A 24,820-nucleotide genomic window follows, 5' to 3' on the forward strand; every position below is an offset into this window, starting at 1 on the left:
CAAAATTGGATGATAAAAAATACTGTGACAGTTAAAATGTGACGCTAAATAATACAAAACCAAATAACGGTGAAATAACTAAACAGCGCACACAGGACAATGCTTGTCTTGCCGATAGCCCATCAGGCGCTGCTGCATCCGGCTACCATCCCACAAAAGCAGCTTATTAATCAGTGGGTTTTTGGTTAATCCTAAATATTGTAGCGCAGCGTTGGCCTGCAAATTACCCATAATAGCAGTGGTACTGGCAAGCACTCCAGAATTGGCGCAGGTACGCTCATCGACCTCTGCATCATGCGTCACTGAACCAAAGACGCAGTAGTAACAGCCTGTATTTAACTGCGGCTCAAATAATGCCAATTGACCTTGCATGCCTATCGCTGAGGCAGTCAATAGCGGGATTTGGAAACGCACACTAATGCGATTAATAATGTCGCGCGTGGCAAAGTTGTCGGTACAATCTAGTAAAAGATTGGGCTTACCTGTCGCCATACCAAGCAGCTCATAAGCGTTGTCTTCACTCAAGCGTGCAACTGTACCGCAAGCAGATACTAATGGATTAATTTCCTCAAGCATCTTGGCAGCGGTCAATGCCTTAGGCTGACCAATATCTTTGGGTAAAAATAGCGTTTGCCGCTGTAAATTGCTCGCCTCAATCTCATCGTCATCAATCAGATGAGTTTGCCCAAGTCCTGCTCGCACCAAAGTCTCAGAAGCTGGGCAACCTAAACCGCCTGCGCCTATCATGACTACGCGAGACGATTTCAGTCTTAGCTGAGCGTCGACATCCCAGCCTTCAAGCAATACCTGCCGTGCATAACGCATTAGCTCATCATCTGATAACTGCTTGGATTCTAACGACTGCACCATATTTATCACCAAAAATCTATTACCATAAATAGCTGATAAAATTAAACCAACTACCCAATCTGTCCAAGCGTCACACGATCATTACCACCAAAGTCCTGCACCGTTTGTACTGCGCTAAAGCCTTTATCTGACAATATTTGCCGTACTGCTGCTCCTTGATCATAACCATGCTCAATCGCCAATATTCCACCTGCATGTAGATGTTGCGGTGCATACCGGACAATATGCTCTATATCCGCAAGTCCGTGATTGGGTGCACTTAGGGCACTAATAGGCTCGGCTACTAAACGCACCAAATGCTCATCGGTTTCGTCAATATAAGGAGGATTGGAGACAATCACATCGAATAAGTGCTCATCCTGAGTAGACAGCTCGTCATACCAGCTGCTTTGTACAAACTCAATATCGGCAACATCATTGATAGCGGCATTATGTCTAGCCACTTTCAATGCCTCTGCTGATAAATCAACCGCTACAGTTTGCCAACTATCATCTTTTAATTGATGTTTTAACTCATGCGCCAAACTGATAGCGACACAGCCTGAGCCAGTACCCAAATCTAACAGCCGCTTTGGCTTAGGAGCATTATTTAGGCTCTTTGGCTGAGATTGTATCCAATTTAAAACTTGTTCGACCAACACTTCAGTGTCAGGCCGAGGGATTAAAGTGTGCTCATTGACAGTAAAGTTAAGCGACCAAAACTCTTGCTGCCTCGTCAAGTACGCAAGCGGTATGCCAGCCTGCATTTTGGCAACACCAGTATTAAATTGCTCAAGCTCACTATCGGACAGCTGATAACTTTCATCAGTAATTAAAAATGAGCTTGGTTTATCGATGACATGTAACAACCAATCAGTCAACCAAAATGGCGGCAGCGTATCTCTCGTATCATCATTTGTTAGTTGCCAGATTTGCTGCTTTATTTGATAAATGGTGAACGCTGTCATAGATAACTCTTAAAAATACTGTCTAGCAATTTGGGTTACAACATGGCTACTCGTTGGCGTTAGTCTGTTGCACGTGGTGGTTCTTTAGTGTCGGTTAGATTTGGATTGGTTTTAGTTAGGCTAGTAACAGTGTTACCACCATTATTACTGTCGTCGTTGTCACTATAAATATCATCATTATCACCGATTATAATGTGTTTATCGACAAGATAAATCAGTGCCAAAATGGGTATACCGATAGCAAAAGTGAAAATGAAAAAGAACGGATAACTGGTGTTATCGACAATAGTACCTGAATAGCCACCCAGTACTTTGGGTAGCAATGTCATAAGCGATGAAAATATCGCATACTGTACTGCGGTAAAACGAATAGAAGTCAAAGCAGACAAAAAGGCAATAAATACCGCACTAGCAAGACCTGCAGCAAGGTTATCAAAGATGACGGCTAGATACATATAGGGCAAACTACCAGGATGGTATGTCAATAATACAAACAACAAGTTAGTCGCACAAGCCAATATCGCCCCAACCATCATAGCTTGCATCATGCGCAGTTTTTGAGCCAACAACCCACCCAAAAAGCCTCCAGCAATCACCATAACGACGCCGACTAATTTTACCGCATTGGCAATATCAGTCTTGGTAAAGCCCATATCTTGATAAAAAACATTGGATATTACCCCAGCCACAATATCTGAAATACGGTATAAGCCAATAAGCGCTAGTAGCAACAAGGCTTTTTTGCCATAACGACGAAAAAAATCAGCAATAGGCTCAATCCACGTTGTCTTGGCAACTTCTGCTTCTACAAGATTGGCTTTTACCAACCCATAACCAATAGCCAAAGCCACTGTCAGACTCAATACCATACGCACTAATTCATATAGAAACCCTAAAAGCGCACTTTCTGTCTCAGGCAACAATGTTCCTAAATTTGCAAATATGAACACAAAACCTATGACTGATAATGCAAATACCAAGACCAGACGTGAATAGTCTGATGTCTTGCGTTCAACACGTACCTGATCACTAACTGGCTCATGAATGATCAAAGTGGTCGCGACCCCAATCCCCATTACCCCTGCCATAACCCAGTAAGTATTGCGCCATGCTTCATAGCTATAAAGTGCCTCAGTTGAGCCAAAATAATCTGCCAAATATAGCGCACCTGCCCCAGCGACGATCATACCCAAACGATAGCCTGCAGTATACATGGCAGACAATACCGACTGTAGACTTGGGGGAGCAAGCTCAATGCGATAAGCATCGATGACAATATCTTGAGTAGCGGAGGAAAAACCTAGTAATACCGCCCCAACTGCCATATAAATAAGACTACCTTCATTGGTTGGATTGACACTTGCCATCAGACAAATCGCCACAATAATCATCAATTGAGCGACCAGTATCCAACTACGACGACGGCCCAATAGTTTGGTCAATACAGGTAGTGGCACAGCATCAACCAATGGTGCCCAAATAAACTTGAACGAATAGCCAAGTGCCGCCCAACTAAACATCGTCACCACACTGCGATCAATACCAGCCTCACGCAGCCACAGTGAGAGACTCGAAAAGATAAGCAAAATGGGAATACCAGCGACAAACCCTAAGAACAACATGATAATGGCGCGTCGATCGAGATAAGCTTTTGCCGCCTCTCCCCATGACTTTTTGGCAACTGGGGGATTTGGAGGCACAGGTTGGACAGCAGACATAACTATTCACCAAAAATTGAAACAAAAAGCACAACCTTCTACCATTTTTATCAATCATTAGCATCAATTATATGCACTGAGATGATAAAAGCTGGTCAAAGTTGTACAAAAAAAGCCACACTTGTAGCAAAATTGAATTATGGTACTTCAGAACGTCTACATTGACTAGACATTCTATCGAAATTTATGCATTAAAGTTTGATAACTTAGCTTAATAAGCTTGTATTTTCCAGCATGGTAAACTTATGTGTTATTAGCTTACGAGATTATTAATACTTACTCACTACTTATACAATCATTACTTGCACACTTTTTCCTATAAGGATTTTTATTCCTTTCATATTTTTTATGAGAAAAATAATACCAATATTAAGTAGAATCGTTATACGTCACAAACTTGTATCTTTTATATATTCCTAATTATCATAAACTGATAACAATATCTTATATACAAGAATAATAGATTTGTTTTACACTGGTTACCTACTGCATAACTGTACATTTTTATATACAGACAGCGTTTGTGTATTTATACAATAGGATTAACTAATGGCAATCGACGTAGTGGTCAATCAGCGGCATCTACAAATCCAGCTCAAACAGTTGGAAACGGTATGGCATACGGTAATCAACGGCTATAATCTAAGTCAAGCAGCGACAGTATTACATACCAGTCAATCAAGCTTATCAAAGCATATAGCAGCACTTGAGAACCAACTCAAAACTGAAGTATTCATCCGCCAAGGCAAACGTCTGACGGGTCTTACGACCATGGGCACAGCGCTCATGCCGCATATTGAATCTATCTTTGCCGAAATTCGTACGATTGAGAATCTCAGTCTCGATTTTAACAATCCCAATATTGGTACGTTGACGATTGCCACCACTCATACGCAGGCACGATATGTTTTGCCAAAAGTAGTCAAAGAGTTCAAAGCACGATTTCCGAAAGTAAACCTGATATTGCAGCAAGCTGACCCTGAGACCATCGCACAAATGGTGATACGCGGGCAAGCTGATATCGGTATTGCAACCGAGTCATTACTGCATAACGACTATCTACGTTGTTTTCGTTATTATGACTGGACACATCGCGTCATCGTACCAAGCGATCATGAGCTTGCCGGACAAGAATCCATCGACTTACCTACCCTTGCAAGCTATCCGATTGTGACCTATCACGGCGGTTTTACAGGACGCGGGGCCATTGATAAAACTTTTGATGAAGCAGGATTAGAGCCTGATATTGTATTGGCCGCACTCGATGCTGATGTGATAAGCACCTACGTCGGTCTGGGTTTAGGAGTTGGCATTATCGCTGAGATGGCATTTGAACCAAGTCATTACCAGAATTTAACCGCAATTCCAGTGGAGCATTTTGGTCGCTTTACCAGTTGGATGGCGGTACGCGATGACGCTGAAATCCGCCAATATGGCCGTGCCTTTATGGAGCTGTGTCAAAAGCAGTTTAGTGCATAGCTCTTTTAACAGTAATTATTTTAGGCATAGTTAATTAACACTTTTACTCATAAAAACATTCAGCGGCACCGTTATCAGTAGATAGCGGTGCCGTTCGCTTTTCATCATGTCATTTATGCTATAAATTTATTATCTGCTTTTGTACGTCCATCCCATTATTAAGATTTGTTATCGCCTTAACTCCTGACCTTTATATTCTATATAACTGCCCCATCATATTACCTATCAAACATTCAAGAGTTTTTATAAACAGCCTATACAAGACTGTCAAAAAAATCATGAGTGCTTTTAAATTTATGAAACAGGTGAACTATGAGTAACACAATCCCATTATCCTTTTTAGACTTAGCGCCCGTTCCTGAAGGTAAAACCATCGCTGAAGGTATTGCGCAGACGGTGGCGACCGCGCAGCGCGCAGAAGAGATCGGCTTAAACCGTTACTGGATGGCAGAGCATCACAATATGCCAGGTATCGCTAGTGCAGCAACCTCAGTACTCCTATCGCATATTGGTAGCCAAACCAAGCGTATTCGTATTGGAGCGGGCGGTGTCATGCTGCCAAACCATGCGCCATTGGTTATCGCTGAGCAGTTTGGCACCTTGCAAGCTTTATACGGCGACCGTATCGATTTAGGGTTGGGCCGTGCTCCTGGTACTGATGGTGCGACTTTTCAGGCCTTACGTCGACAAATGAAAGATGCTGAGCGCTTTCCACAAGATGTGCAGGAGCTGATGTATTTCCTAGGTGATGGTACAGACAACAGCCCTGTACAGGCGTTTCCTGGGGCCAAATCAAACGTTCCTATTTGGATCTTAGGTTCATCGTTATTCGGCGCTACCCTAGCGGCACATTTGGGATTGCCTTATGTGTTTGCCTCTCATTTTGCACCGCAAATGCTCAATCAGGCTATCACAACGTATCGTGAGCAATTCAAGCCATCTGCTTATCTTGATAAACCTTATGTCATGATAGCGGCGAACCTACTACTCGCTAATGATGACGCTACTGCGCATTATCACTTTACCTCGGCACAGCAAAGTTTTGTACGCTTACGCCGCGGTGAAACAGGTCAAATGCCAAAGCCTACTCATGATATGGACAGCATTTGGAGTTCAAGCGAAAAAATGATGGTAGAAAACGCGCTATCGATATCATTCATTGGCTCTGTTGATACCGTTAAACCAAAACTTACTGAGTTTTTGACAAAATATGAGCCAGACGAGCTAATCGTAACAGCGAACATTTATGATCAGGCCACGCGCTTACGTTCACTTGAACTTACACCTGAGCTAAACTTGTTTACTTTACAACAAGAGGAGACGCTTGCATAATTAAAGGTGAACTCTAATGAGATAACGGTCATGGAATCATCTGCTTTTATTGGTTCATCAATATTTTTATACATTGTTGCATTCATTGCAGTGATGGTCGTTGGAGGGTATTTGACGTATCATACAAGTGCAAAAAGAAAGCAGCAGCGTAAAGACAAGCGAGATAGAGATAATTTAAATTGATGTAGCCTAAATTTATACCAAAAAAGCCGCTTTCTCTTATTTGAGAAGGCGGCTTTTTTACGCTTTGAATAACTATCTTAATTAGTAAAATACAAAGTATTTTTAAATAGCCTTACCAATCAATTGACGACCCAAGGTTTTTTTGTTCTGCTTGTTTTGCGACATATAAAGCCACTGCTGCATCGAAACTTGCCGCACCTACAGACTTAAACAAAGTGACTCCATCAGACTTAGTGACCTCTTCTTTTAACGCACCCGTTGCTAACGCTTGCAAATCACCGCTGAGATCATCCCAAGTCCATGCACAATCAGAGTCATCATGTGCTTGGATTAAATCGCCCGCTTCGTGACGGCTACCAGCCAAGTCATCAACGATGACCATGCTACTACTTGCAACGATGTCGTTACCGATCTCTTTCATTGTTGCTTGATAGGCGCCTACCGCATTGATATGGGCATCGGCTTTAATTTGATCAATACTAAATAAACCTTCAGTCGCACGTGTTGCAACATTAATGATATCGGCATCACGAACCGCTTCACTCATCTCTTCACAGACCTTGATTTCAACGTCCCACTGGGCATAATCATTAGCAAAACGGGTTTTAAATTGCTCCGCACCTTTATGGTTTCTGTTCCACAAATACACTGTCTTAATGTCAGGGCGTACCGTTAATACAGCGTTTAACTGCTCATAAGCCATACCGCCACAACCAACCACAGCGACACTTTGACAATCAGACTTTGCCATATACTTAGTAGCGATGCCTGATAAAGCTGCCGTCCTCACCTGAGTTATATAAATGCCATCCATAATGGCTAATATCTCGCCAGTATCATTGTCTGATACGGTAATAATAGCAGTGGTCGTTGGCATGTCACGACTAGGATTATCTGGGCAAATAGTGACGAGCTTTACGGCAGTGTACTCTTTTTCACCATTATAGATAGTTGCTGGCATCGATAAATGTGAGCCTGAGCTATGCTTCTTATCCTCACTAAAGGTCTCAATGACTAAACGTTCAGGCGCCTTTACCCAATTAGGATGCGCCGCTTGCTGATGTAATAGCTCTTCAATGGCATCAATAGCTGCTTGCATATTGAGATGTTCGGTCACTACTGCTTGGTTTAATAACTGCACTGTGAGCACTCCTTGCTTGTTGAATTTGTAAATTTATAATCGTATTTATTATGGAGTTGTTGTTACTTCCATCTACTCGATACTTATACACGTCTCATCATGCCTTTATCTATCAAATAAGACAATAGACGTAACGACAACCGTCCGATGCTGAGTTAAAAATTACCCAGCATGCACTATATTATTAAAAAACTTCAAAATAAAGCTCTGTCTGATTTTCTAGGTAAATTAAAAAATGCGATTTAAGGTAGCTTTTCTATATTGCTGCGATATATAGCTACTACATCCACCCTAAAACACGTAACATCGCCGCGCCAATCGCCATGCCAAACATTCCCACTACCGTGGTAAATGCCAAGATATTGGCGGCGAGCACATCATTACCGCCCATGGCTTTTGCCATTACATAACTGGCAGCGGCAGTCGGTGATGCTGCCATTAAAAACAACACTCCCATATGCACCCCCGTCAGCCCAAAGCTCAATCCTACTGTGATAGCGACTACTGGTGCCACAACAATACGGCCAATACTTGCCTGCATGGATAATCCTGAAGGATGCAGCATCGACTTTAAATCAATGCTGGCTCCAGCGCAAATTAGGGCTAATGGCAATGCTACCGCTGCCAATAAGTCGCCAGTCGTATGAATGACACCAGTAAGTGGTGGCAACATAAGCGCTTTGTAGGCAAAGGCGGCCAGTAAGGCGATTATTAACGGATTGGTAAATAGTTTTTTGACTATCATAAGGCTACGACTAACCCACGTATCATCTACGTTCTTCGACACACGACTGAGGGTAATAACAGCTAAAATATTAAATAATATTGTCACCACACCCATGTAGACTGCACCAATACTCAAGCCGCGCTCTCCGTAAGCGTTGGCAACTGTCGCCAGTCCAATAATTGCCATATTGCTACGAAATATACCTTGTACAAACACTCCTTGATCTGCTGGGCGACTGACGAAGCGCTTGGCATAAACCTCTGCGCCGATAAATAAGATAAAGGTCACTAAAATACCAGCAATTATTAGCGTGATTTGTTTGCCATAATCAACGTCACTATCGACGACGCTAAAAAAAAGTAAACAGGGCAAACAGTAGTTAAAGACAAAGTTTGAGGACTGATCGATAAAGGCTTGGCTCGCCTCACCGCGTCTTTGCATAAAAAAACCCAACCCCATTAGAGCTAGGTTGGGCAGTACAATGGTAATCGCAAAAACAATGGCTTCGATCATAAATAAACTCGGAACGACAATGTACTCAAAGCTGTATTTTCAAAGCCATGAGCACATACTTGTTATAGGTTAGGTCAAATTATGGAAGAGTAAAGGATGTACTGTATCTTTACTTATGATCTGGTTTTTTTACCCACTCGCCATCTTCGTTTTTTTCGTAAACATTTTCAACGGCTGCCCACGCAGTGGCAAACCAACGTGACTCATCATCATACTGCTCGCTTGCACTATTAAATGCTGCACGAAAGATTTCTTGTGCATGTTTGGGTAAGTTGTCTTTTACCGAATCTGGTAGGTCTGATAATTTGTCAAAAGGCATGATTCTACTCCTCATTTATGTTTGGTTGACGTTATTTCTAGCATTTTTATTCTACCTATTATTTCTTACTAAACCAAAGTATAACAGTGCGAAGCTGTTTTTGAATTGTTAAGCGTATAGCCACAAAAAAACCCATAATGAAATATCACTATGGGTTTTATGCACACTATATACGCTTTAATTCACCGTCATCAAAAATGCATACATTAAGAACCTAGTGCCGCTTTTACTTTTTTCTGCTTTTTAACAGTCATTGCTAATAGTTGAACGGCAGCAGGAGTCACCCCGCTTATGCGTCCAGCTTGAGCGAGGGTCGAAGGACGCACTTGCGTGAGCTTTTGGACGATCTCATTTGATAATCCTGACACGATACTGTAGTCAAAATCCATTGGCAGCTTAGTATTTTCTAGGCGCTTCATTTGTTCAATCTCTTCGGATTGACGATCAATGTAGCCTGCGTACTTAACCGAGATTTCTATCTGCTCGCCCACCTGCGCATCAACTTGTGAGTCAGTAACAGCAGCAATATCAGCAAAATGGACTTGTGGACGCTTCAGCAAATCAAAAGCGGTCGCTTCTTTAGACAATACCTCTCCTGTTTGCTCAGTGACCTTTTTCCCAAGCGCATTGGCGGGTGTGGCCCACATATCTTTTAGACGCGAAGATTCTGTGGCAATGGCTTCCATTTTTTCTTGATACGCCTGCCAACGCACGTCATCGACCAGACCAAGCTTACGACCTGTCTCGGTCAAACGCTGATCGGCATTATCTTCACGCAGTAGCAAACGATACTCAGCACGGCTAGTAAACATACGATACGGCTCAGTCGTACCGTGGGTGATGAGATCATCGACAAGCACGCCAAGATAAGCTTCATCACGGCGCGGTGTCCACGTCTCAAACTCACTATTATTAGTGGTCACTAACGCCGCATTCGTTCCTGCTAGCAAACCTTGCACGCCTGCTTCTTCATAGCCAGTCGTACCATTAATTTGTCCTGCAAAGTACAAGCGATCGATGGACTTGGTCTCAAGCGTTGGCTTTAAGTTTTGTGGATCAAAATAATCGTACTCAATCGCATAGCCTGGACGAGTAATATGCGCATTCTCAAGCCCTTTCATACTATGGATAAATTCAAGCTGCACATCAAATGGTAAGCTTGTTGAGATACCATTTGGATACAGCTCATGCGTGGTCAGACCTTCAGGCTCGATAAATATTTGATGGCTGTCTTTATCCGCAAAACGATGAATCTTATCTTCGATTGATGGACAATAACGTGGACCGACGCCTTCGATTTTGCCAGAGAACATCGGTGAGCGATCAAGATTTTCACGGATGATGTCATGGGTACGCGCATTGGTATGGGTAATATAGCAGTTGACCTGTTCAGGGTGCATCGACACATCACCCATATAGCTCATCACAGGTAGTGGCGTATCACCTGGCTGCACCGTCATCACACTAAAGTCGACACTACGCGCATCGATACGCGCAGGCGTCCCTGTCTTTAAACGACCCACTGGTAGCTTAAGCTCACGCAAACGGTCAGCCAGTTTAATAGAAGGTTGATCCCCAGCGCGGCCGCCTTTTGAGTTCTCAAGACCAATATGAATGACCCCGCCTAAAAACGTACCAGAGGTCAAAACGACAGTTTCGGTCTTAAAGATAATACCTGTCGAGGTGACAACCGCAGTCGCACGGCCGTTTTCTACCAAAATATCGTCAGCACCTTGTTGAAATAAGTCAAGATTGGGCTGGTTTTCAAGCGTCTCACGAATAGCAGCTTTGTATAAAATACGATCTGCCTGCGCACGAGTAGCACGTACAGCAGCACCTTTGCGGCTATTTAACACGCGAAACTGGATACCTGCCTTGTCCGTTGCCAATGCCATGGCACCGCCTAGCGCATCAATCTCACGCACCAAATGCGACTTTCCAATACCGCCAATCGCCGGATTACAGCTCATCTGACCCAGCGTCTCAATATTGTGCGTCAACAGCAAGGTCTGCGCGCCCATACGTGCGGATGCTAAAGCAGCTTCTGTGCCAGCATGACCGCCACCGATCACTATCACGTCGTAACTTTTTGGGTATTGCATGTATGCCTCACTTGACTCACAACGTCGCTTTTGGCTCACCACATCTTAGTTATAACAAGCAAGCCATAAGCAAATAAACGTCGGTCGAATTAAAAGAAACCACGACCAAAACAAGCCGTTGGTTAGAAATTAGATAACCAATTATTATAACAATTTTTTGATATTTAAAAAATGCTCAAATAAAAACTATTTAAATTAAAACATGTTAGAACATATTGATTTTACATCGAATCAACTATATAAGGCGTTATTCTATGCTGTTACCAGGACTAAGCGGTACAATGCGATCTTTTTGGCTACTACCCAACATATGATGGCTACCATAGCCTTCTGGATTAATCTGTAGATAAGCATTCATCTGACCAATAGCATCCCCATCGTTACTGGCCAAAACCTGCTCTTTTATCATATCAACGGGTGGTAGAGGCAAGTTTTTGAGTAATGCCAAACGCTGCTCATTGTCACCTTTGTTTACAACCAGCTCAATAAGCTGACGCGCGTCAATGGGTAAGTCTGGCGTATTTTGCGCCAATAATGCCAAATGATAAGCGCCAGCAGTGTCTTGATCGGCTACAACGCGCTGCTCAATAGCAACATAAGTCGCTTCTGTAGCGCCGCCTGCCACACTAAGCTGATGGATACACTTAAGCGCAGAGTTCGGCTCCTTGCCTGCCATCTCAATAAGTCGTAGTGACTCAGCTTTTAGATGTTCACGGCGCTTCTCGATGGCAGCCTGTTCAGTCGCTTCTTGTTGCTTAGTTGATGCATCGTTTTTTAATTGGTCATTCATAAGTATCTCTTATTATCTAAATTGTATTTATCTTAACCCCTATATGGGGCTAAAACCGATAAAAACAACAAAGTGCACAGACAACAAAAAACCCGAGCAACCATATCAGCCACTCAGGTTTGCGATGCCAAAAAATACAAATCACTTATTAAGACAATAAAGTAGTCCAAAAAAGCGATAAGTCGTTAAGCAGCAGGGCTATTTGCTTCAACCAACGGCTTTAGCTCACCTGATTGATACATCTCAAGAATAATATCTGACCCGCCCATTAATTCACCATCAATCCATAGCTGTGGAAACGTTGGCCAGTTACCAACTTTCGGTAAGGTCGCACGGATTTCTGGATTTTCTAAAATATTAACAAACGCAAACGGACGACCGATTTGGGTCAATACTTCGATAGAGCGCGCAGAAAATCCGCACTGCGGAAATTGCGGTGTACCTTTCATATATAGAAGAACTTTATTTTCTTTGATCTGATCACGAATCAGTTGTTCAACATCATTTGCAGCGGTATTTGGGGTTTGCTCACTCATAAAAGCTCCTATTGATAAAGCAGTTCATTGAAATTGAAAAAGCTGTGCTAATTAATAATTAGGTAAACATATGGTAGATACATGGGGCGACCATCACAGTATTACAAGCAGAATATCATTTGGTGCGGCCAATTTGTTAGAATAACGCTACCTAGATTCGACAACATTAGGGACCAATAATACCACGGCACTAGCCATAATACCCTCTTGCCGACCTGTAAAACCGAGTTTTTCTGTGGTTGTGGCTTTAATGCTGACATTGTTGATGGCAGTTTGCAAATCACTGGCGATATTTTCGCGCATGGCCAAACTATGTGGGGCAAGTTTTGGGCGCTCACACATCACCGTAATATCGGCATTGCCTAACATATAACCTGCCTCTTGAACTTTGCTATAGACGTAGCGTAGCAATACCCGAGAATCTAAACCCGCATGTGCCGCGTCAGTATCAGGAAAGTGCTGACCGATGTCGCCAAGCGCTAATGCACCTAATAGCGCGTCCGCAAGCGCATGTAGTACCACATCACCATCTGAGTGCGCAAGTAGACTATGGCTGTGCTCGATAGGCACGCCCGCTAGTATGACATATTGCTGCTGTTGACCATTATTGTGAAACGCATGGACATCAATACCTTGACCAATTTTTATCATTGTTATCCCAAAATAAGCGTGATTAAAATAATTTAAAACTACTATCTGAATTTTCCAAGCAGTAAGATGCCATAGGTCGCCACCAGTTTCAATTAGCTGGTATAATATAGCCTTTATTTTATCATCATACCTACTCTAAAAATAAACCAAATTCAAAAGATGAGATATTCTGTCAACTTACTAAGCTTATTAACTTTAGTAGTTGTCTTAATTCAGTAGTATTTCAAACTTTGGACAAGGTATAAAAAGTTGAGCCGTTCTATGTCTGTCATGCCAAATACATCAACCCTATCAGCTTCTGACTCTTTTAGCATCCAGCGCCCTTTGACGCTTGCTGATATCGACAACCCCAGCGCCAAGCATGTGATCGTCGGTATGTCTGGTGGCGTTGATTCTTCTGTATCAGCCGTCCTACTCCAGCAAGCAGGCTTTAAGGTAGAGGGTCTTTTCATGAAAAACTGGGAAGAGGATGACGGCACTGAATACTGCACTGCCATGGACGACCTCGCCGACGCGCAAGCAGTGTGCGACAAAATCGGTATTAAGTTGCACACGGCCAACTTTGCCATGGAATATTGGGACCGCGTGTTTGAGCACTTCTTAGCAGAATATAAAGCGGGGCGCACGCCTAATCCTGACATTTTGTGCAATAAAGAGATCAAGTTTAAGGCGTTTTTAGACTATGCTCTGACCCTTGGGGCTGATTATATTGCGACAGGCCACTATACACGCCGTAGTGTCAACTACAAAAATAGCGATGGCACGCTAGTTGCACAGCTACTGCGTGGCCTGGACAACAACAAAGACCAAAGCTACTTCTTACATGCAGTTGGTGGTGACAAAATTGCCAAGACCTTGTTTCCAGTGGGTGAGCTTGAAAAACCAGTCGTACGTCAGATCGCTGAAGAGCATGATCTTGTCACCGCTAAAAAGAAAGACTCAACTGGCATTTGCTTTATTGGTGAGCGCCGTTTTAAGGACTTTTTACAGCAGTACCTGCCTGCGCAAAAAGGCGATATCGTGACTGACGACGGACACATCATCGGCACTCATGATGGATTGATGTACTATACGTTAGGTCAACGTGGCGGTATCGGTATTGGCGGTGTCAAAGACCGTCCTGAAGAGCCTTGGTTTGTATTAGCAAAAGACTTGGACAAAAACCGTCTTATCGTCGGTCAAGGCCATGCGCATCCGATGCTTATGAGTAATGAGCTGCAAGCTTACAAGCTCGACTGGATTGATGGTCTACCGCCTACAGATATATTTAGCGCCGAAGGATTACGCTGCATGGCAAAATCTCGCTATCGTCAGCCAGATCAAGCTTGTCATGTATTTGCCACAAACTCAGATGGCAGTGAAGTACGAGCCGTATTTGATGAGCCGCAGCGCGCCGTGACGCCAGGTCAGTCAGCAGTATTTTATATCGATGAGGTATGTCTTGGTGGCGGGGTGATTGCCTCTATTGATGCGCCATGCGGGCTTTAATTATTTTCTACCAATACTTATGAATAGCTAAAAATAATAGCTCATAAATGGTAGCTTGCAAATTTTCAATTGTATTAGTTATATCAGTTACACTTATAGGATACTTCATGACTGGCCGCTTTATACCTGTTTTGAACACTGTAAAATCTTATTCAACATTCAAAAGTCAGATCATTGCTTTTTTCGTTGTTACTACTCCGTTATTTGCTCAAGCTATTCCTACAGATTTTGGCACATTTATTCGCGACACAGAGACAGTGCCAGGCAGTATTGCATCAGGTACTTACCGAACAGCAGAAAATGCCACGGGTAAGTTTAAGATCACCGCAGGGGCAGCTAACGGTTACAATGGCGCAAGCGTTAGAGTTGGCGACAATGGTATCGAAATCAAAAATGAGGTCAATGCTGGCAATGACAGAGATAAGTTTACTTATACGATAACTATTACGCCTGATGACATCACTTCTTTACACACCATAAAGATTGGTCAAACCAGCTATACCACAGGTGGTAACTCTGAGATTGCTCGTCAAACCTTAAGCTTTACTCAAAACTCTCAGATCAATCTGCCTGTAGAAGCGACGGTTAGAAAAAACCCTGACGTTGGCTATTTTTTTGGCGCCATGGGTGATTACTTTATGGGTAAGAGGATATCACGCAATAGCTTTAGCTCTAATAATGCGACTAGTCAGCCGCAGCTACGTGTTGATAGCTTCAGTGGTGGCAATAACGACCTTTACTATTATAGCTTAACAGCCCTAAACGGTACGGGTAACAGTAGCTCATTTACGCCAAGCACCAATAATAGCGGTGAAGTGAGCTTTGGCGCGCAAAAAAGAGGTACATTACCTCCAACTCCTACCTTTGAAAATATTTTAAAAGACAGCTCCACCAATCCTAATAATAGAAACTCATACTCTCCTCTAAATACTAATACTCTTATCCCTAATAACAGTAGCTATGTAAGCTATGGTATCGAAAACTCAAAAAGCAATTATGTGATTGCAGTCAGAAATGCAGAGTCGGTAACGCTAACCTATGAAGGCATTATGAAAGGCAACAGTGCTATCGAGGCCGATGTGGTTGGAGAGACATATAATGAATGGATCAGCTTTGGTATAGAAAGCACTCCTTATTACTATGTCTTTTCTGGTATTGTATTTGATGACAATGGTGGTATTACTGCTGCAGAGGCAGATGCTAGTAACGCAAACATAACGAGCGGCGCCTACAGCAATAGACCCAATTATTTTAATGGGCTATTTAACAGTGCTTTCGAATCTGGTATTGCCGGTAGCACAGTCAAAATAGTCAATAGCTGTGATAATCCAACCATCACATATGCCGCACAATCTGTAAAATCCTCTGGTAGCGATATTGGTACATACCAACTTAAAGTCCCTATAACTGACCTTGGTAGTCAAGCTAGTGTTTGTCTATTAGAAGAAAGAAGCGGTACTACTTACCCTATTCGTACGACGACTAATAAAAAGACAATTACGTTAGAGAATGCGAAATATGAGTATCAAAATAATAACTTTGGTAGAGTTATTGATCAAAACGTAGCTCTAGTGCTAGAAAAAGAACAGGCTGCTAATGACTGCAAAGTGACTGATATTACCAGTCTCACTTATAGCAAAGACCCCCTTTCTAGCTCAGAGACTGGGGCGGGTGCAGATATTAAGCCTGGGAATTGCATTGCTTATAAGATCACTGCAACCAACCGTGCCAATATCGATATTAACAACTTTGTCATGCGCGACATTCTCCAAAAAAAAGGCGACAACAATGCCAAAGTAACGTCGAAACTCGCTAATCCTAGTTATCAGGCAAGCGATTATGCGAGCGATAGTGTGCCGATCGGAGAAAACGGAACAGTGAAAACAGTACCTTTAATCTTAAGTGCCAGAACTCACCGTAGTTTTTACTTTAATACTCAGTATGGGACAACGCAATCAGATACTGTCGATGCACCTTAAATATAAAAGTACACCTTAAATATAAAGTTATATGAATAGACGGGTTTTTTACATTCGCATTTCTGCTATATTACGCGCAACTATTTTTACCCCGTGCTTATATAGCAATTTTTAGTAGCTATACCTTTGCAATTTTTTATCTCATAACTATCGAGGCATCACTATGACTCCACTTACCGCACTCTCCCCAATCGACGGTCGTTACGCATCGAAAGCCGACAGCTTGCGTCCTTATTTGTCTGAATTTGGCTTGATTAAAGCTCGCGTCACCGTTGAGATTCGCTGGTTGCAGTCATTGGCGGATAACAGCGCGATTGGCGAATTAGCAGCGTTTGATGCCGACACCCATGAATTTTTAAACAGTATCGTTGATGATTTTAGTGAAAGCGACGCGCAAGCGATTAAAGACATCGAAGCGACGACCAATCACGACGTCAAAGCCGTTGAGTACTTTATCAAAGATAAGTTTCGCGGCAATCAGCAGCTAGAAGACAGCTTGGAGTTTATTCACTTTGCGTGTACCAGTGAGGACATTAACAACTTATCGTACGCGTTGATGCTAAAAGACAGCCGTGAGCTTGTGGTTGCAAAAATGCAGCAAGTGACCGACAGTATCGCTGAGTTAGCCATTGCGCACGCCGATCAGCCAATGCTGTCACGTACGCACGGTCAAACTGCCAGCCCAACGACGCTAGGTAAAGAGATGGCAAACGTGGCTTATCGCCTCGCCCGCCAAATCAAGCAAATCGGTCAGGTTGAGCTATTAGGTAAAATAAATGGTGCGGTCGGCAACTACAATGCTCACCTATCGGCCTATCCAGAAGTCGACTGGCAAAGCCATGCTGAGCAGTTTATCACCGAGCGCCTTGAGCTGACTTTCAACCCTTATACCACGCAGATCGAGCCACATGACTATATCGCTGAATTGTTTGATGCAGTCAAACGCTTTAACACGGTATTGATCGATTTTAACCGTGACATTTGGCAGTATATAAGCTTAGGCTATTTTAAGCAGCGCCTAAAAGACGGCGAAGTTGGCTCGTCAACCATGCCGCATAAGGTCAACCCGATTGACTTTGAAAACTCAGAAGGCAACTTGGGCGTGGCCAATGCCATGCTAGCGCACTTAGGGGAAAAGCTGCCTATCTCGCGTATGCAGCGCGATTTATCAGACTCTACGGTACTGCGTAATATCGGTGTTGGTCTGGCGCAAAGTATGATTGCATTTGATGCGTGCCTAAAAGGCGTGGGCAAATTAGAAGTCAATCCACAGCGCTTAAATGATGACTTGGATCAGGCACAAGAAGTATTGGCAGAGCCAATTCAAACGGTCATGCGTCGCTACCGGGTCGAAAACCCGTATGAGAAATTAAAAGCCCTAACCCGTGGCAATGCCATGACGCGTGAAGCGATGCTTACTTTCGTAGACAGTGACGAGTTGTCCGCGGTAACTGATAGTGACAAAGCACGTCTACGTGAGCTTACGCCAGCTACTTATACTGGTAACGCTGCTGAGCAAGCACGCGCTATCAAAGACTGGATGGCAAAGCTATAAAGTTTGCTAAGGTGAATTTAAGACCTTAAAGCAATAGAAATGAGGCGCAAATGCCTCATTTCTATTTGGACAAACTGACTGTATATTCGCCTAAGTCTATAAAAAAACAACCTTACTTTGAATGCTATGATTGTCTTAAAAACTCATAGATGATAAGTAAGGTTTTATTTTTTATCCTTTTTATCATCGTCGTCACTGTCGCCCGGTATGATGGCTTTACCGACCGCAACCGTGCCTTTTACTACGCCTTTAGTGGTTTTATACGCGACTTTAGCAGGTACCGTTACTATCTTATGTACACAAGCCTGAAGTAAAAATGCGCTAGCGATAATGACGATAAAATGTAATTTTTTCATAAATGTCCTACGATTAATGGGATGTTCTGAAGCAGTCACTAGTGCTGTAATGCTCGCTATCAGATAAGCGATAATCATAAACTATTAAAACCGTCCTATAAAGTACTCCTCACTATTAATCTTATACCTGTTTTTGAATATGGATTTACCAATGACCTCAATTCCCCTTTGTTTACCCGACTCAATGACATCTGAACAATTCTTGAACGAGTATTGGCAAAAAAAACCACTCTTGATTAAGCAAGGTCTACCGCAGCTGATCGGTATGTTTGAGCCAGAAGATATGCTTGGTCTGGCTTTGGAAGAAGACGCTTCAGCGCGTCTGCTCACTCAAGCCGCGACCAAACAAAAAAATATGCCGCAATGGCAACTTAAAAAAAACCCATTGGCTGAAAGCGATTTTGATAACCTACCAGCGCAGTGGACCGTACTCGTGCAAAATATGGAGCAGTGGTCGCCTGAGCTTGGGCAACTGTGGCAAGCGTTTGACTTTATTCCGCAGTGGCAGCGCGACGATATTATGGTCTCATACGCGCCTGCTGGTGGCTCGGTTGGCAAGCACTATGATGATTATGATGTGTTTTTGGCGCAAGGGTTTGGCTCGCGACGCTGGCAGCTCGGCAAGTTTTGTGATACAGACACTGAGTTTGTGGCAGATGAGCCGATTCGGGTGTTTGACGATATGGGCGAGATTATCTTTGATGAGATACTAGAGGCGGGCGATGTGCTTTATGTACCGCCAAAGCTCTCGCATTTTGGGGTGGCGCAAGATGACTGCCTGACGTTTTCATTTGGCTGTCGTCGTCCCAACCTCATGCAAATCATCGACAGCTTGGCTGACATCGCCACCAATGACAGTGATTTATTTATTCCGATGCTATTGCCGCAAGGGCTGCAAGCGTCGGGTGAGTTGCAAGCAGATAGCATTGAGGCGATTAAGGGCCAACTATTACAAATGCTGCAGTCTGAGCGCGGCGACGACATCATTGGTCAAGCAGTGTCTGAGGTCGTCAGCAAACGCCAATATGATGCGTTGGTACCAGAGGAGACATTGGAGACTGACGAGCTAATGCAAGCGTTATCTGATGGGGCAACACTGCAGGCAGATTATACTAATCGCCTACTCTATACCCAAAATGACGATAACATCACATTATATGCCAATGGTCAACGCCTTGATGGCATCGATGAGGCAGCAGCGGCGGTACTAATACGGTTGGCAAATGGCGAGCGTTTGACTTATCAAGATGTGGCCGATATCGATCCAGACGAGTTAAGCGAATGGCTAGAAAACGGCTGGGTTTGGCTTGATTATACTGAGTAGCCTTTAATTGGTCTCTATAAACAACTGGCTGATACACAATCAGCATTATATAAAAAACCGATATCTGAAGACTCAGATATCGGTTTTTGTTATCTCACACATCATTAAATCAAGAAAAAGTATGCCCATAGTCCGATTACAAAGGTGGCAATAATATTTAGTATCACACCTGTACGGATCATCTCTGATTGTTTTATTAGACCAGTACCGAAGACGATCGCATTCGGCGGCGTCGCTACTGGTAGCATAAAGGCACACGATGCACCAATACCGATGACCAACACCAGCACTTCATGTGGCAAGCCCATCTGCTCAGCGATAGCAGCGAATACTGGCACCAATAGCGCGGCAGAGGCTGTGTTAGATGCAAACTCTGTTAAGAAAATAATGAACGCTGAAATCGCAATCATTACTAAAATAATAGGCGCTGTGGATAACGCGTTAGCGACTGTCTCACCAAGTACTAACGAGGCGCCAGAGACTTTTAATACTGTCGATAACGCAATACCGCCACCAAAGAGCATGAGTACGCCCCAGTCAGTATTATCTGATACTTGTTTCCAAGATACCAAGCCTAAACTAACCACCGCTGCAGCTGCAGACAAGGCAATAATAGCATCAGTGTCAGCAATATCGAGTGCAGCGCCAATTTTTTTGGAAAATATCCAGCTAAGTGCTGTCACGATAAAGACAATAATAGTCAATATACGAGGTTTGTTCCATTTGATAGGTGCTTCTTGTGCAACCGTAACTTTACGGTTTAGATTAGGTTTGAGCACAAAGTACATAGCACCTAACAATAGTGGCAGTAGTACCAACATCATCGGTACGCCAAACTTCATCCAATCAACAAAAGCGATGTCCAAGGCTTTTGCAGCGATAGCGTTAGGCGGCGAACCAACGATGGTACCTAGGCCGCCCAAACTGGCAGAATATGCGATACCCAATAATACAAACACAAAGGTACCACGATCTTTTTCACGATCGACCTGCGTTAAAATACCAAGAGCCAATGGCAACATCATTGCAGCAGTCGCTGTATTCGATATCCACATTGATAAAAATGCGGTTACAGCAAATATTAAAAAGACCGCTGTGCCAAGATTACCACCAGACATTGATAGTATCTTAAGGGCAATTTTTTTGTCCAATTGTTGTACATGTAGAGCTGCCGCTAAAGCAAAACCACCAAAGAATAGATAGATAATCGGACTTGCAAAGCTTTGCAACCCTATCTTGGCATCAAATTCAGGTATGCCGATTAATGCGCCTACCACCACCACTAAAAGAGCAGTAATCGTTACATGTACCGCTTCGGTTAGCCATAATACGCCGATAAAAAACAGCATGGCGAGGCCTTTATTAGCATTTATATCAAACGGTAATACGTTGTATATAATCATACTAATAATCGCAGCAACGGCGACCACTATCAGCCCTTTTCCAGTACCTTTTGGAAAGGTATCGGTAAATAAATACTCGTTGCCATCATCCGGAAGATGGCTGTCTAGTTTTTGCTCTGACATAGAGTGTCCTTATTGCGCCCAGAGACATTATTGAAAGTTGTAAAAATAAAAGCGTACTTTGATAGCTGGTTACATTTTTGTAGCACCGCTAAAAATACGTGGCTATCATAACAGAGTTTGGTCTGACAGTATTTTTCTTATGATTATAAAAATCTTTGTCTGTAAGATACATTGATTACTTTTTTGACTACCAATAATCTTTATATCTTTCCCTTATTTAGCGTTACACATCGTCACCAAATTGGTTCAGTCTAACGCTGTACAAGCAATCAAAGATTACTCATACTAAATGAGTAGATTAATATGACTCATATACATATAAATGATATAAATTAAGTGATATTAGTAACTTTTATAAAATGTCATCGTAGTATTGATAGTTGTACTACAAGACATTAAGGCAATCAGGAGTATCCCATGGCCAATCGTGAAAAAGCCGACGCAACCACTAAAATGGCACCAAAAGATATCAATCAAGATGGTCTTGATAAAGAAGATCAGCAGCGTACTGATGATTGCGCGCTCGATATGATGCAAGGTTTGCATGAGCATGAAGATCATGAAGAAGATAAAGAACAATAAGAGCTGAGTCTGTAGTTTTTATAGCGACCTTATTTCATTTATAAGCATAGACAATGGCGTCTATCGATTGATTCGGTAGACACCTTTATTATATCGAGTCTCTCCTTTCGGGCAGACGATCCGAAGCACGGTTATAGACAATTGCAGCTATCAAAACAATACTTATCGGTAATAATAGCGCACCATAACCAACGCTAGCATATAACAATGCTCCTACAACGCTGCCACCACAAAAGCAATACCAAATGATGGCCTGAAACCCTAGCGTAGGCTTGCTAATTGATCGTCCCGCTAGCCAGTTGCCAATCGCTGCCCCCATATCTGATGTCAAGCCTGTCAAATGTGTGGTACGAATGACGGCGCCACTATAAGTCGCTACCATCGCGTTTTGTAATCCACAAGCCATTGCCGCAGTCAACTGCCCTAAATAATCATGCTGTTGGTATAACCAGTAACTAAGTAATAGTAACGCCGCTTCAATATATAGGGCACGCCCATAACGTCTACCTAATTTCAAAGAAGTCTGACCAATCACGAAACCGCTCAGTATTGCGCCTGCCAAAAAGGACAGTAATAGCGCACCAATATATAAGATGCTACGAGCGTCTAAATAAGCAATAGCTGCTGCAAACAAGCTGACGTTGCCTGTGACATGCGAGACAGATAATCTGGCAAAACCCATGAGTGCTGCGGTGTTAACACAACCAGCACTAAACGCTAGTACCGCCCCGCCCCACAGTATCCACTTTGGTAGTTTGGTTATCATGTCTGTGGCCTAAAGACTTATCCTTAAAATCTCATAGTATAACCAAAAAAGACAGCCAATTGGCTGTCTTCAATATATTACAAACTATAGAATCTATGATTAAACACAGTTATTTTGGTTCTTCATCAAGCATCATCAACTGCTCGCTAATAGCAACCGTGTTGAAGCCTGCATCAACAAACATAATCTCACCGGTAATACCAGACGCCCAAGGTGAGAGCAAGAATAGTGCTGCATTACCGACTTCCATCTGATTAATATTGCGCTGTAGCGGTGCGATTTTTTCACTGATATCAAGCATTTTACGGAAGGATTTGATGCCGCTGGCTGCAAGAGTGCGAATAGGTCCTGCTGAGATGGCGTTGACACGGATACCCTCACCGCCCATAGAAGTAGCAAGGTAGCGTACACTGGCCTCCAAGCTTGCTTTTGCCATACCCATGACATTATAGTTAGGCAGGACTGAAATACTACCTTCATAAGTCAACGTCAGCATAGAACCATGGCGCATAGCCAGCAATTCGCGAGCGGCTTTGGCTAATGCAACAAAGCTATAGCTTGAGATATCATGAGCGATCTGACTGCCTTCACGAGTAGTGGCACTGACAAAATCGCCATCAAGTTGATCCATCGGTGCAAAGCCGATTGCATGGACCACGCCATCTATACCATCGCCCCAATGATTACTAATTTGCTCAAAACAAGCAGCAATAGAGTCATCTGAGGCCACATCGCATTCTAGCACCAAGTCAGCTTCAAACTGCTCAGCTGCCATATCGACACGCTTTTTAATCTTGTCGTTTGGATATGTTAGGATCAATGAGGCGCCTTCGCGGTGCAATGCCTCAGCGATAGCCCATGCGATAGATAGCTTGCTTGCGATGCCAGTTACGACGAAACGTTGTCCTTGCAGTAGCATAGTATTTCCTTGTTAACAGATTAAAATGATGAAAGTTAAGGTGAAGTAATTCAGTCAATCATTGACGCTACAATAAAAGAAGTAGCAAATGTCATTGTAAAAAGATGACTCATTATACACGATTCAAAATAAGTAAACAGTCGTAAACTATTATCGCTTTATATTTGCTCTCATTTATTAAGCAGTTTAGCATTGTCTATAGCGGTATGAAGTTGCACCGATTTCAAGTATAATCGTAGCCCTTCCCAGCTTGCACATTTTTATAAAAATCCTTTATAACGGTTGTTTATGACCAAGGATTTAGCGTTAAGCTACACCTACATTTTGGATGGCTGCCAAACTTATGAGTAACACCCCAACCATAATCTCAGAACATCAAGAAAGTATCGAATCTTACCGTCAGTTGATTGGTTCAACAGGCGAAGATTTGGCGCGCCCTGGTCTTGAAGATACTCCCGAACGCGCAGCAAAGGCTTTTGCTCATCTGACCGAAGGCTATCATCAAAGCTTAGATGAAGTCGTCAACGATGCAGTATTTCCATCGACCAACCGTGAGCTAGTATTGGTACAAAATATTGAATTTTACTCGCTATGTGAGCATCATATGTTGCCTTTTCACGGTATCGCTCATATTGGTTATTTGCCTAATGGACACGTATTAGGGTTGTCAAAGTTTGCTCGTATCGTCGATATGTTCGCCCGTCGTTTGCAAATTCAAGAAAACTTAAGTGAGCAAGTGGCTCAAACCATTATGGATGTAACTGGTTGCCGCGGTGTGGCAGTAGTGATGGATGCATCACACATGTGTATGATGATGCGCGGTGTCAGTAAGCAGCATTCAACCACTCGTAGTACAGCGATGCTTGGTGAATATGTACACGATAATCAAGCACGTAATGAGTTCTTAGGGGCGGTGCCCAAGCGTCAGCCAGCTTTCTAGTCTTTGATAGACAATAAAAAAGGATACTTAAGTATCCTTTTTTGTGCCAGTTTCAATAGTGCTAATTTAGGCCATCA

General features: G+C 43.0%; 23 protein-coding genes. 9 read left to right on the forward strand and 14 right to left on the reverse strand.

The features are described 5' to 3' along the window. Positions 1-78: 78 nt before the first annotated feature. The 3 genes from Q0895_RS00395 to Q0895_RS00405 are packed head-to-tail and all read right to left on the reverse strand — an operon-like array spanning position 79 to position 3,535. Positions 79-870 (reverse strand): HesA/MoeB/ThiF family protein, encoded by a 792-nt coding sequence (locus Q0895_RS00395; RefSeq protein ID WP_299184640.1) that lies wholly within the window; start codon positions 868-870, stop codon positions 79-81. A 50-nt stretch (positions 871-920) separates the two neighbouring features. Then, complete coding sequence (gene prmC, locus Q0895_RS00400; protein WP_299184642.1) at positions 921-1,817, reverse strand: peptide chain release factor N(5)-glutamine methyltransferase; 897 nt, start codon at positions 1,815-1,817, stop codon at positions 921-923. A 59-nt stretch (positions 1,818-1,876) separates the two neighbouring features. After that, positions 1,877-3,535 carry an MFS transporter gene (locus tag Q0895_RS00405; protein WP_299184644.1) on the reverse strand — a complete coding sequence of 553 codons (1,659 nt, stop codon included), beginning with the start codon at positions 3,533-3,535 and terminating at the stop codon, positions 1,877-1,879. A 549-nt stretch (positions 3,536-4,084) separates the two neighbouring features. Between Q0895_RS00405 and Q0895_RS00410 the strand changes: the two genes are divergently transcribed. From Q0895_RS00410 to Q0895_RS00420, 3 genes are all read left to right on the forward strand, one after another. Then, positions 4,085-5,014 carry a LysR substrate-binding domain-containing protein gene (locus tag Q0895_RS00410; RefSeq protein WP_058368664.1) on the forward strand — a complete coding sequence of 310 codons (930 nt, stop codon included), beginning with the start codon at positions 4,085-4,087 and terminating at the stop codon, positions 5,012-5,014. Between the two features lie 312 nt (positions 5,015-5,326). Beyond that, a complete protein-coding gene (locus tag Q0895_RS00415) occupies positions 5,327-6,346 on the forward strand; it encodes an LLM class flavin-dependent oxidoreductase (RefSeq protein WP_299184647.1) in 1,020 nt (339 codons plus the stop codon). Positions 6,347-6,376: 30 nt separating this feature from the next. Continuing rightward, entirely contained in the window at positions 6,377-6,529 is a 153-nt protein-coding gene (locus Q0895_RS00420; protein ID WP_178379359.1) for a hypothetical protein, read from the forward strand. Positions 6,530-6,641: 112 nt separating this feature from the next. On the opposite strand, the gene Q0895_RS00425 is transcribed toward Q0895_RS00420, so the two are convergent. The 7 genes from Q0895_RS00425 to ispF form a co-directional block, all read right to left on the reverse strand. Beyond that, on the reverse strand, positions 6,642-7,670 hold the full coding sequence (locus Q0895_RS00425; protein WP_299184648.1) for an ornithine cyclodeaminase family protein: 1,029 nt from the start codon (positions 7,668-7,670) through the stop codon (positions 6,642-6,644). 280 nt (positions 7,671-7,950) lie between these two features. Next, positions 7,951-8,910, reverse strand: a complete 960-nt coding sequence (locus Q0895_RS00430; protein WP_075103132.1) for an AEC family transporter — start codon at positions 8,908-8,910, stop codon at positions 7,951-7,953. A gap of 109 nt (positions 8,911-9,019) precedes the next feature. After that, entirely contained in the window at positions 9,020-9,229 is a 210-nt protein-coding gene (locus tag Q0895_RS00435) for a ChaB family protein (protein WP_075103131.1), read from the reverse strand. Positions 9,230-9,435: 206 nt separating this feature from the next. Further along, on the reverse strand, positions 9,436-11,331 hold the full coding sequence (mnmG, locus tag Q0895_RS00440; protein WP_299184650.1) for a tRNA uridine-5-carboxymethylaminomethyl(34) synthesis enzyme MnmG: 1,896 nt from the start codon (positions 11,329-11,331) through the stop codon (positions 9,436-9,438). A 247-nt stretch (positions 11,332-11,578) separates the two neighbouring features. Beyond that, positions 11,579-12,121 carry a hypothetical protein gene (locus Q0895_RS00445; protein ID WP_075103129.1) on the reverse strand — a complete coding sequence of 181 codons (543 nt, stop codon included), beginning with the start codon at positions 12,119-12,121 and terminating at the stop codon, positions 11,579-11,581. 185 nt (positions 12,122-12,306) lie between these two features. Continuing rightward, entirely contained in the window at positions 12,307-12,657 is a 351-nt protein-coding gene (grxD, locus tag Q0895_RS00450; RefSeq protein WP_058368655.1) for a Grx4 family monothiol glutaredoxin, read from the reverse strand. A gap of 147 nt (positions 12,658-12,804) precedes the next feature. Further along, entirely contained in the window at positions 12,805-13,308 is a 504-nt protein-coding gene (ispF, locus tag Q0895_RS00455) for a 2-C-methyl-D-erythritol 2,4-cyclodiphosphate synthase (RefSeq protein ID WP_075103128.1), read from the reverse strand. A gap of 261 nt (positions 13,309-13,569) precedes the next feature. Between ispF and mnmA the strand changes: the two genes are divergently transcribed. The 3 genes from mnmA (at position 13,570) to purB (ending at position 18,330) form a co-directional block, all read left to right on the forward strand. After that, positions 13,570-14,796 (forward strand): tRNA 2-thiouridine(34) synthase MnmA, encoded by a 1,227-nt coding sequence (mnmA, locus tag Q0895_RS00460; protein WP_299185322.1) that lies wholly within the window; start codon positions 13,570-13,572, stop codon positions 14,794-14,796. 107 nt (positions 14,797-14,903) lie between these two features. After that, positions 14,904-16,775, forward strand: coding sequence for a hypothetical protein (locus Q0895_RS00465; RefSeq protein WP_299184659.1), 1,872 nt, complete (start codon positions 14,904-14,906; stop codon positions 16,773-16,775). Between the two features lie 163 nt (positions 16,776-16,938). Beyond that, the gene (gene purB, locus Q0895_RS00470) at positions 16,939-18,330 is read left to right on the forward strand and encodes an adenylosuccinate lyase (protein ID WP_075103124.1); all 1,392 of its coding nucleotides are present in this window, start codon (positions 16,939-16,941) and stop codon (positions 18,328-18,330) included. Positions 18,331-18,494: 164 nt separating this feature from the next. Here the strand turns inward: purB and Q0895_RS00475 are convergent, their stop codons facing one another. Continuing rightward, entirely contained in the window at positions 18,495-18,686 is a 192-nt protein-coding gene (locus Q0895_RS00475) for an NF038104 family lipoprotein (RefSeq protein ID WP_075103123.1), read from the reverse strand. A 151-nt stretch (positions 18,687-18,837) separates the two neighbouring features. Between Q0895_RS00475 and Q0895_RS00480 the strand changes: the two genes are divergently transcribed. After that, on the forward strand, positions 18,838-20,010 hold the full coding sequence (locus tag Q0895_RS00480) for a cupin domain-containing protein (RefSeq protein ID WP_299184665.1): 1,173 nt from the start codon (positions 18,838-18,840) through the stop codon (positions 20,008-20,010). Positions 20,011-20,114: 104 nt separating this feature from the next. On the opposite strand, the gene Q0895_RS00485 is transcribed toward Q0895_RS00480, so the two are convergent. Further along, complete coding sequence (locus Q0895_RS00485) at positions 20,115-21,536, reverse strand: DASS family sodium-coupled anion symporter (RefSeq protein WP_075103121.1); 1,422 nt, start codon at positions 21,534-21,536, stop codon at positions 20,115-20,117. A 417-nt stretch (positions 21,537-21,953) separates the two neighbouring features. Between Q0895_RS00485 and Q0895_RS00490 the strand changes: the two genes are divergently transcribed. Then, the gene (locus Q0895_RS00490; RefSeq protein WP_178379358.1) at positions 21,954-22,118 is read left to right on the forward strand and encodes a hypothetical protein; all 165 of its coding nucleotides are present in this window, start codon (positions 21,954-21,956) and stop codon (positions 22,116-22,118) included. An 88-nt stretch (positions 22,119-22,206) separates the two neighbouring features. Here the strand turns inward: Q0895_RS00490 and Q0895_RS00495 are convergent, their stop codons facing one another. Both Q0895_RS00495 and Q0895_RS00500 read right to left on the reverse strand, forming a co-directional pair. Beyond that, a complete protein-coding gene (locus tag Q0895_RS00495) occupies positions 22,207-22,884 on the reverse strand; it encodes a YoaK family protein (protein WP_075103120.1) in 678 nt (225 codons plus the stop codon). A 109-nt stretch (positions 22,885-22,993) separates the two neighbouring features. Beyond that, a complete protein-coding gene (locus Q0895_RS00500) occupies positions 22,994-23,803 on the reverse strand; it encodes an enoyl-ACP reductase (RefSeq protein WP_299184668.1) in 810 nt (269 codons plus the stop codon). Between the two features lie 343 nt (positions 23,804-24,146). Here Q0895_RS00500 and folE point away from each other — a divergent pair, with 343 nt between their 5' ends. Next, positions 24,147-24,743, forward strand: coding sequence for a GTP cyclohydrolase I FolE (gene folE / locus Q0895_RS00505; RefSeq protein ID WP_218612948.1), 597 nt, complete (start codon positions 24,147-24,149; stop codon positions 24,741-24,743). Positions 24,744-24,820: the final 77 nt, after the last annotated feature.

The organism is uncultured Psychrobacter sp., assembly GCF_947495825.1.
In the GTDB taxonomy this organism is placed as follows: domain Bacteria; phylum Pseudomonadota; class Gammaproteobacteria; order Pseudomonadales; family Moraxellaceae; genus Psychrobacter.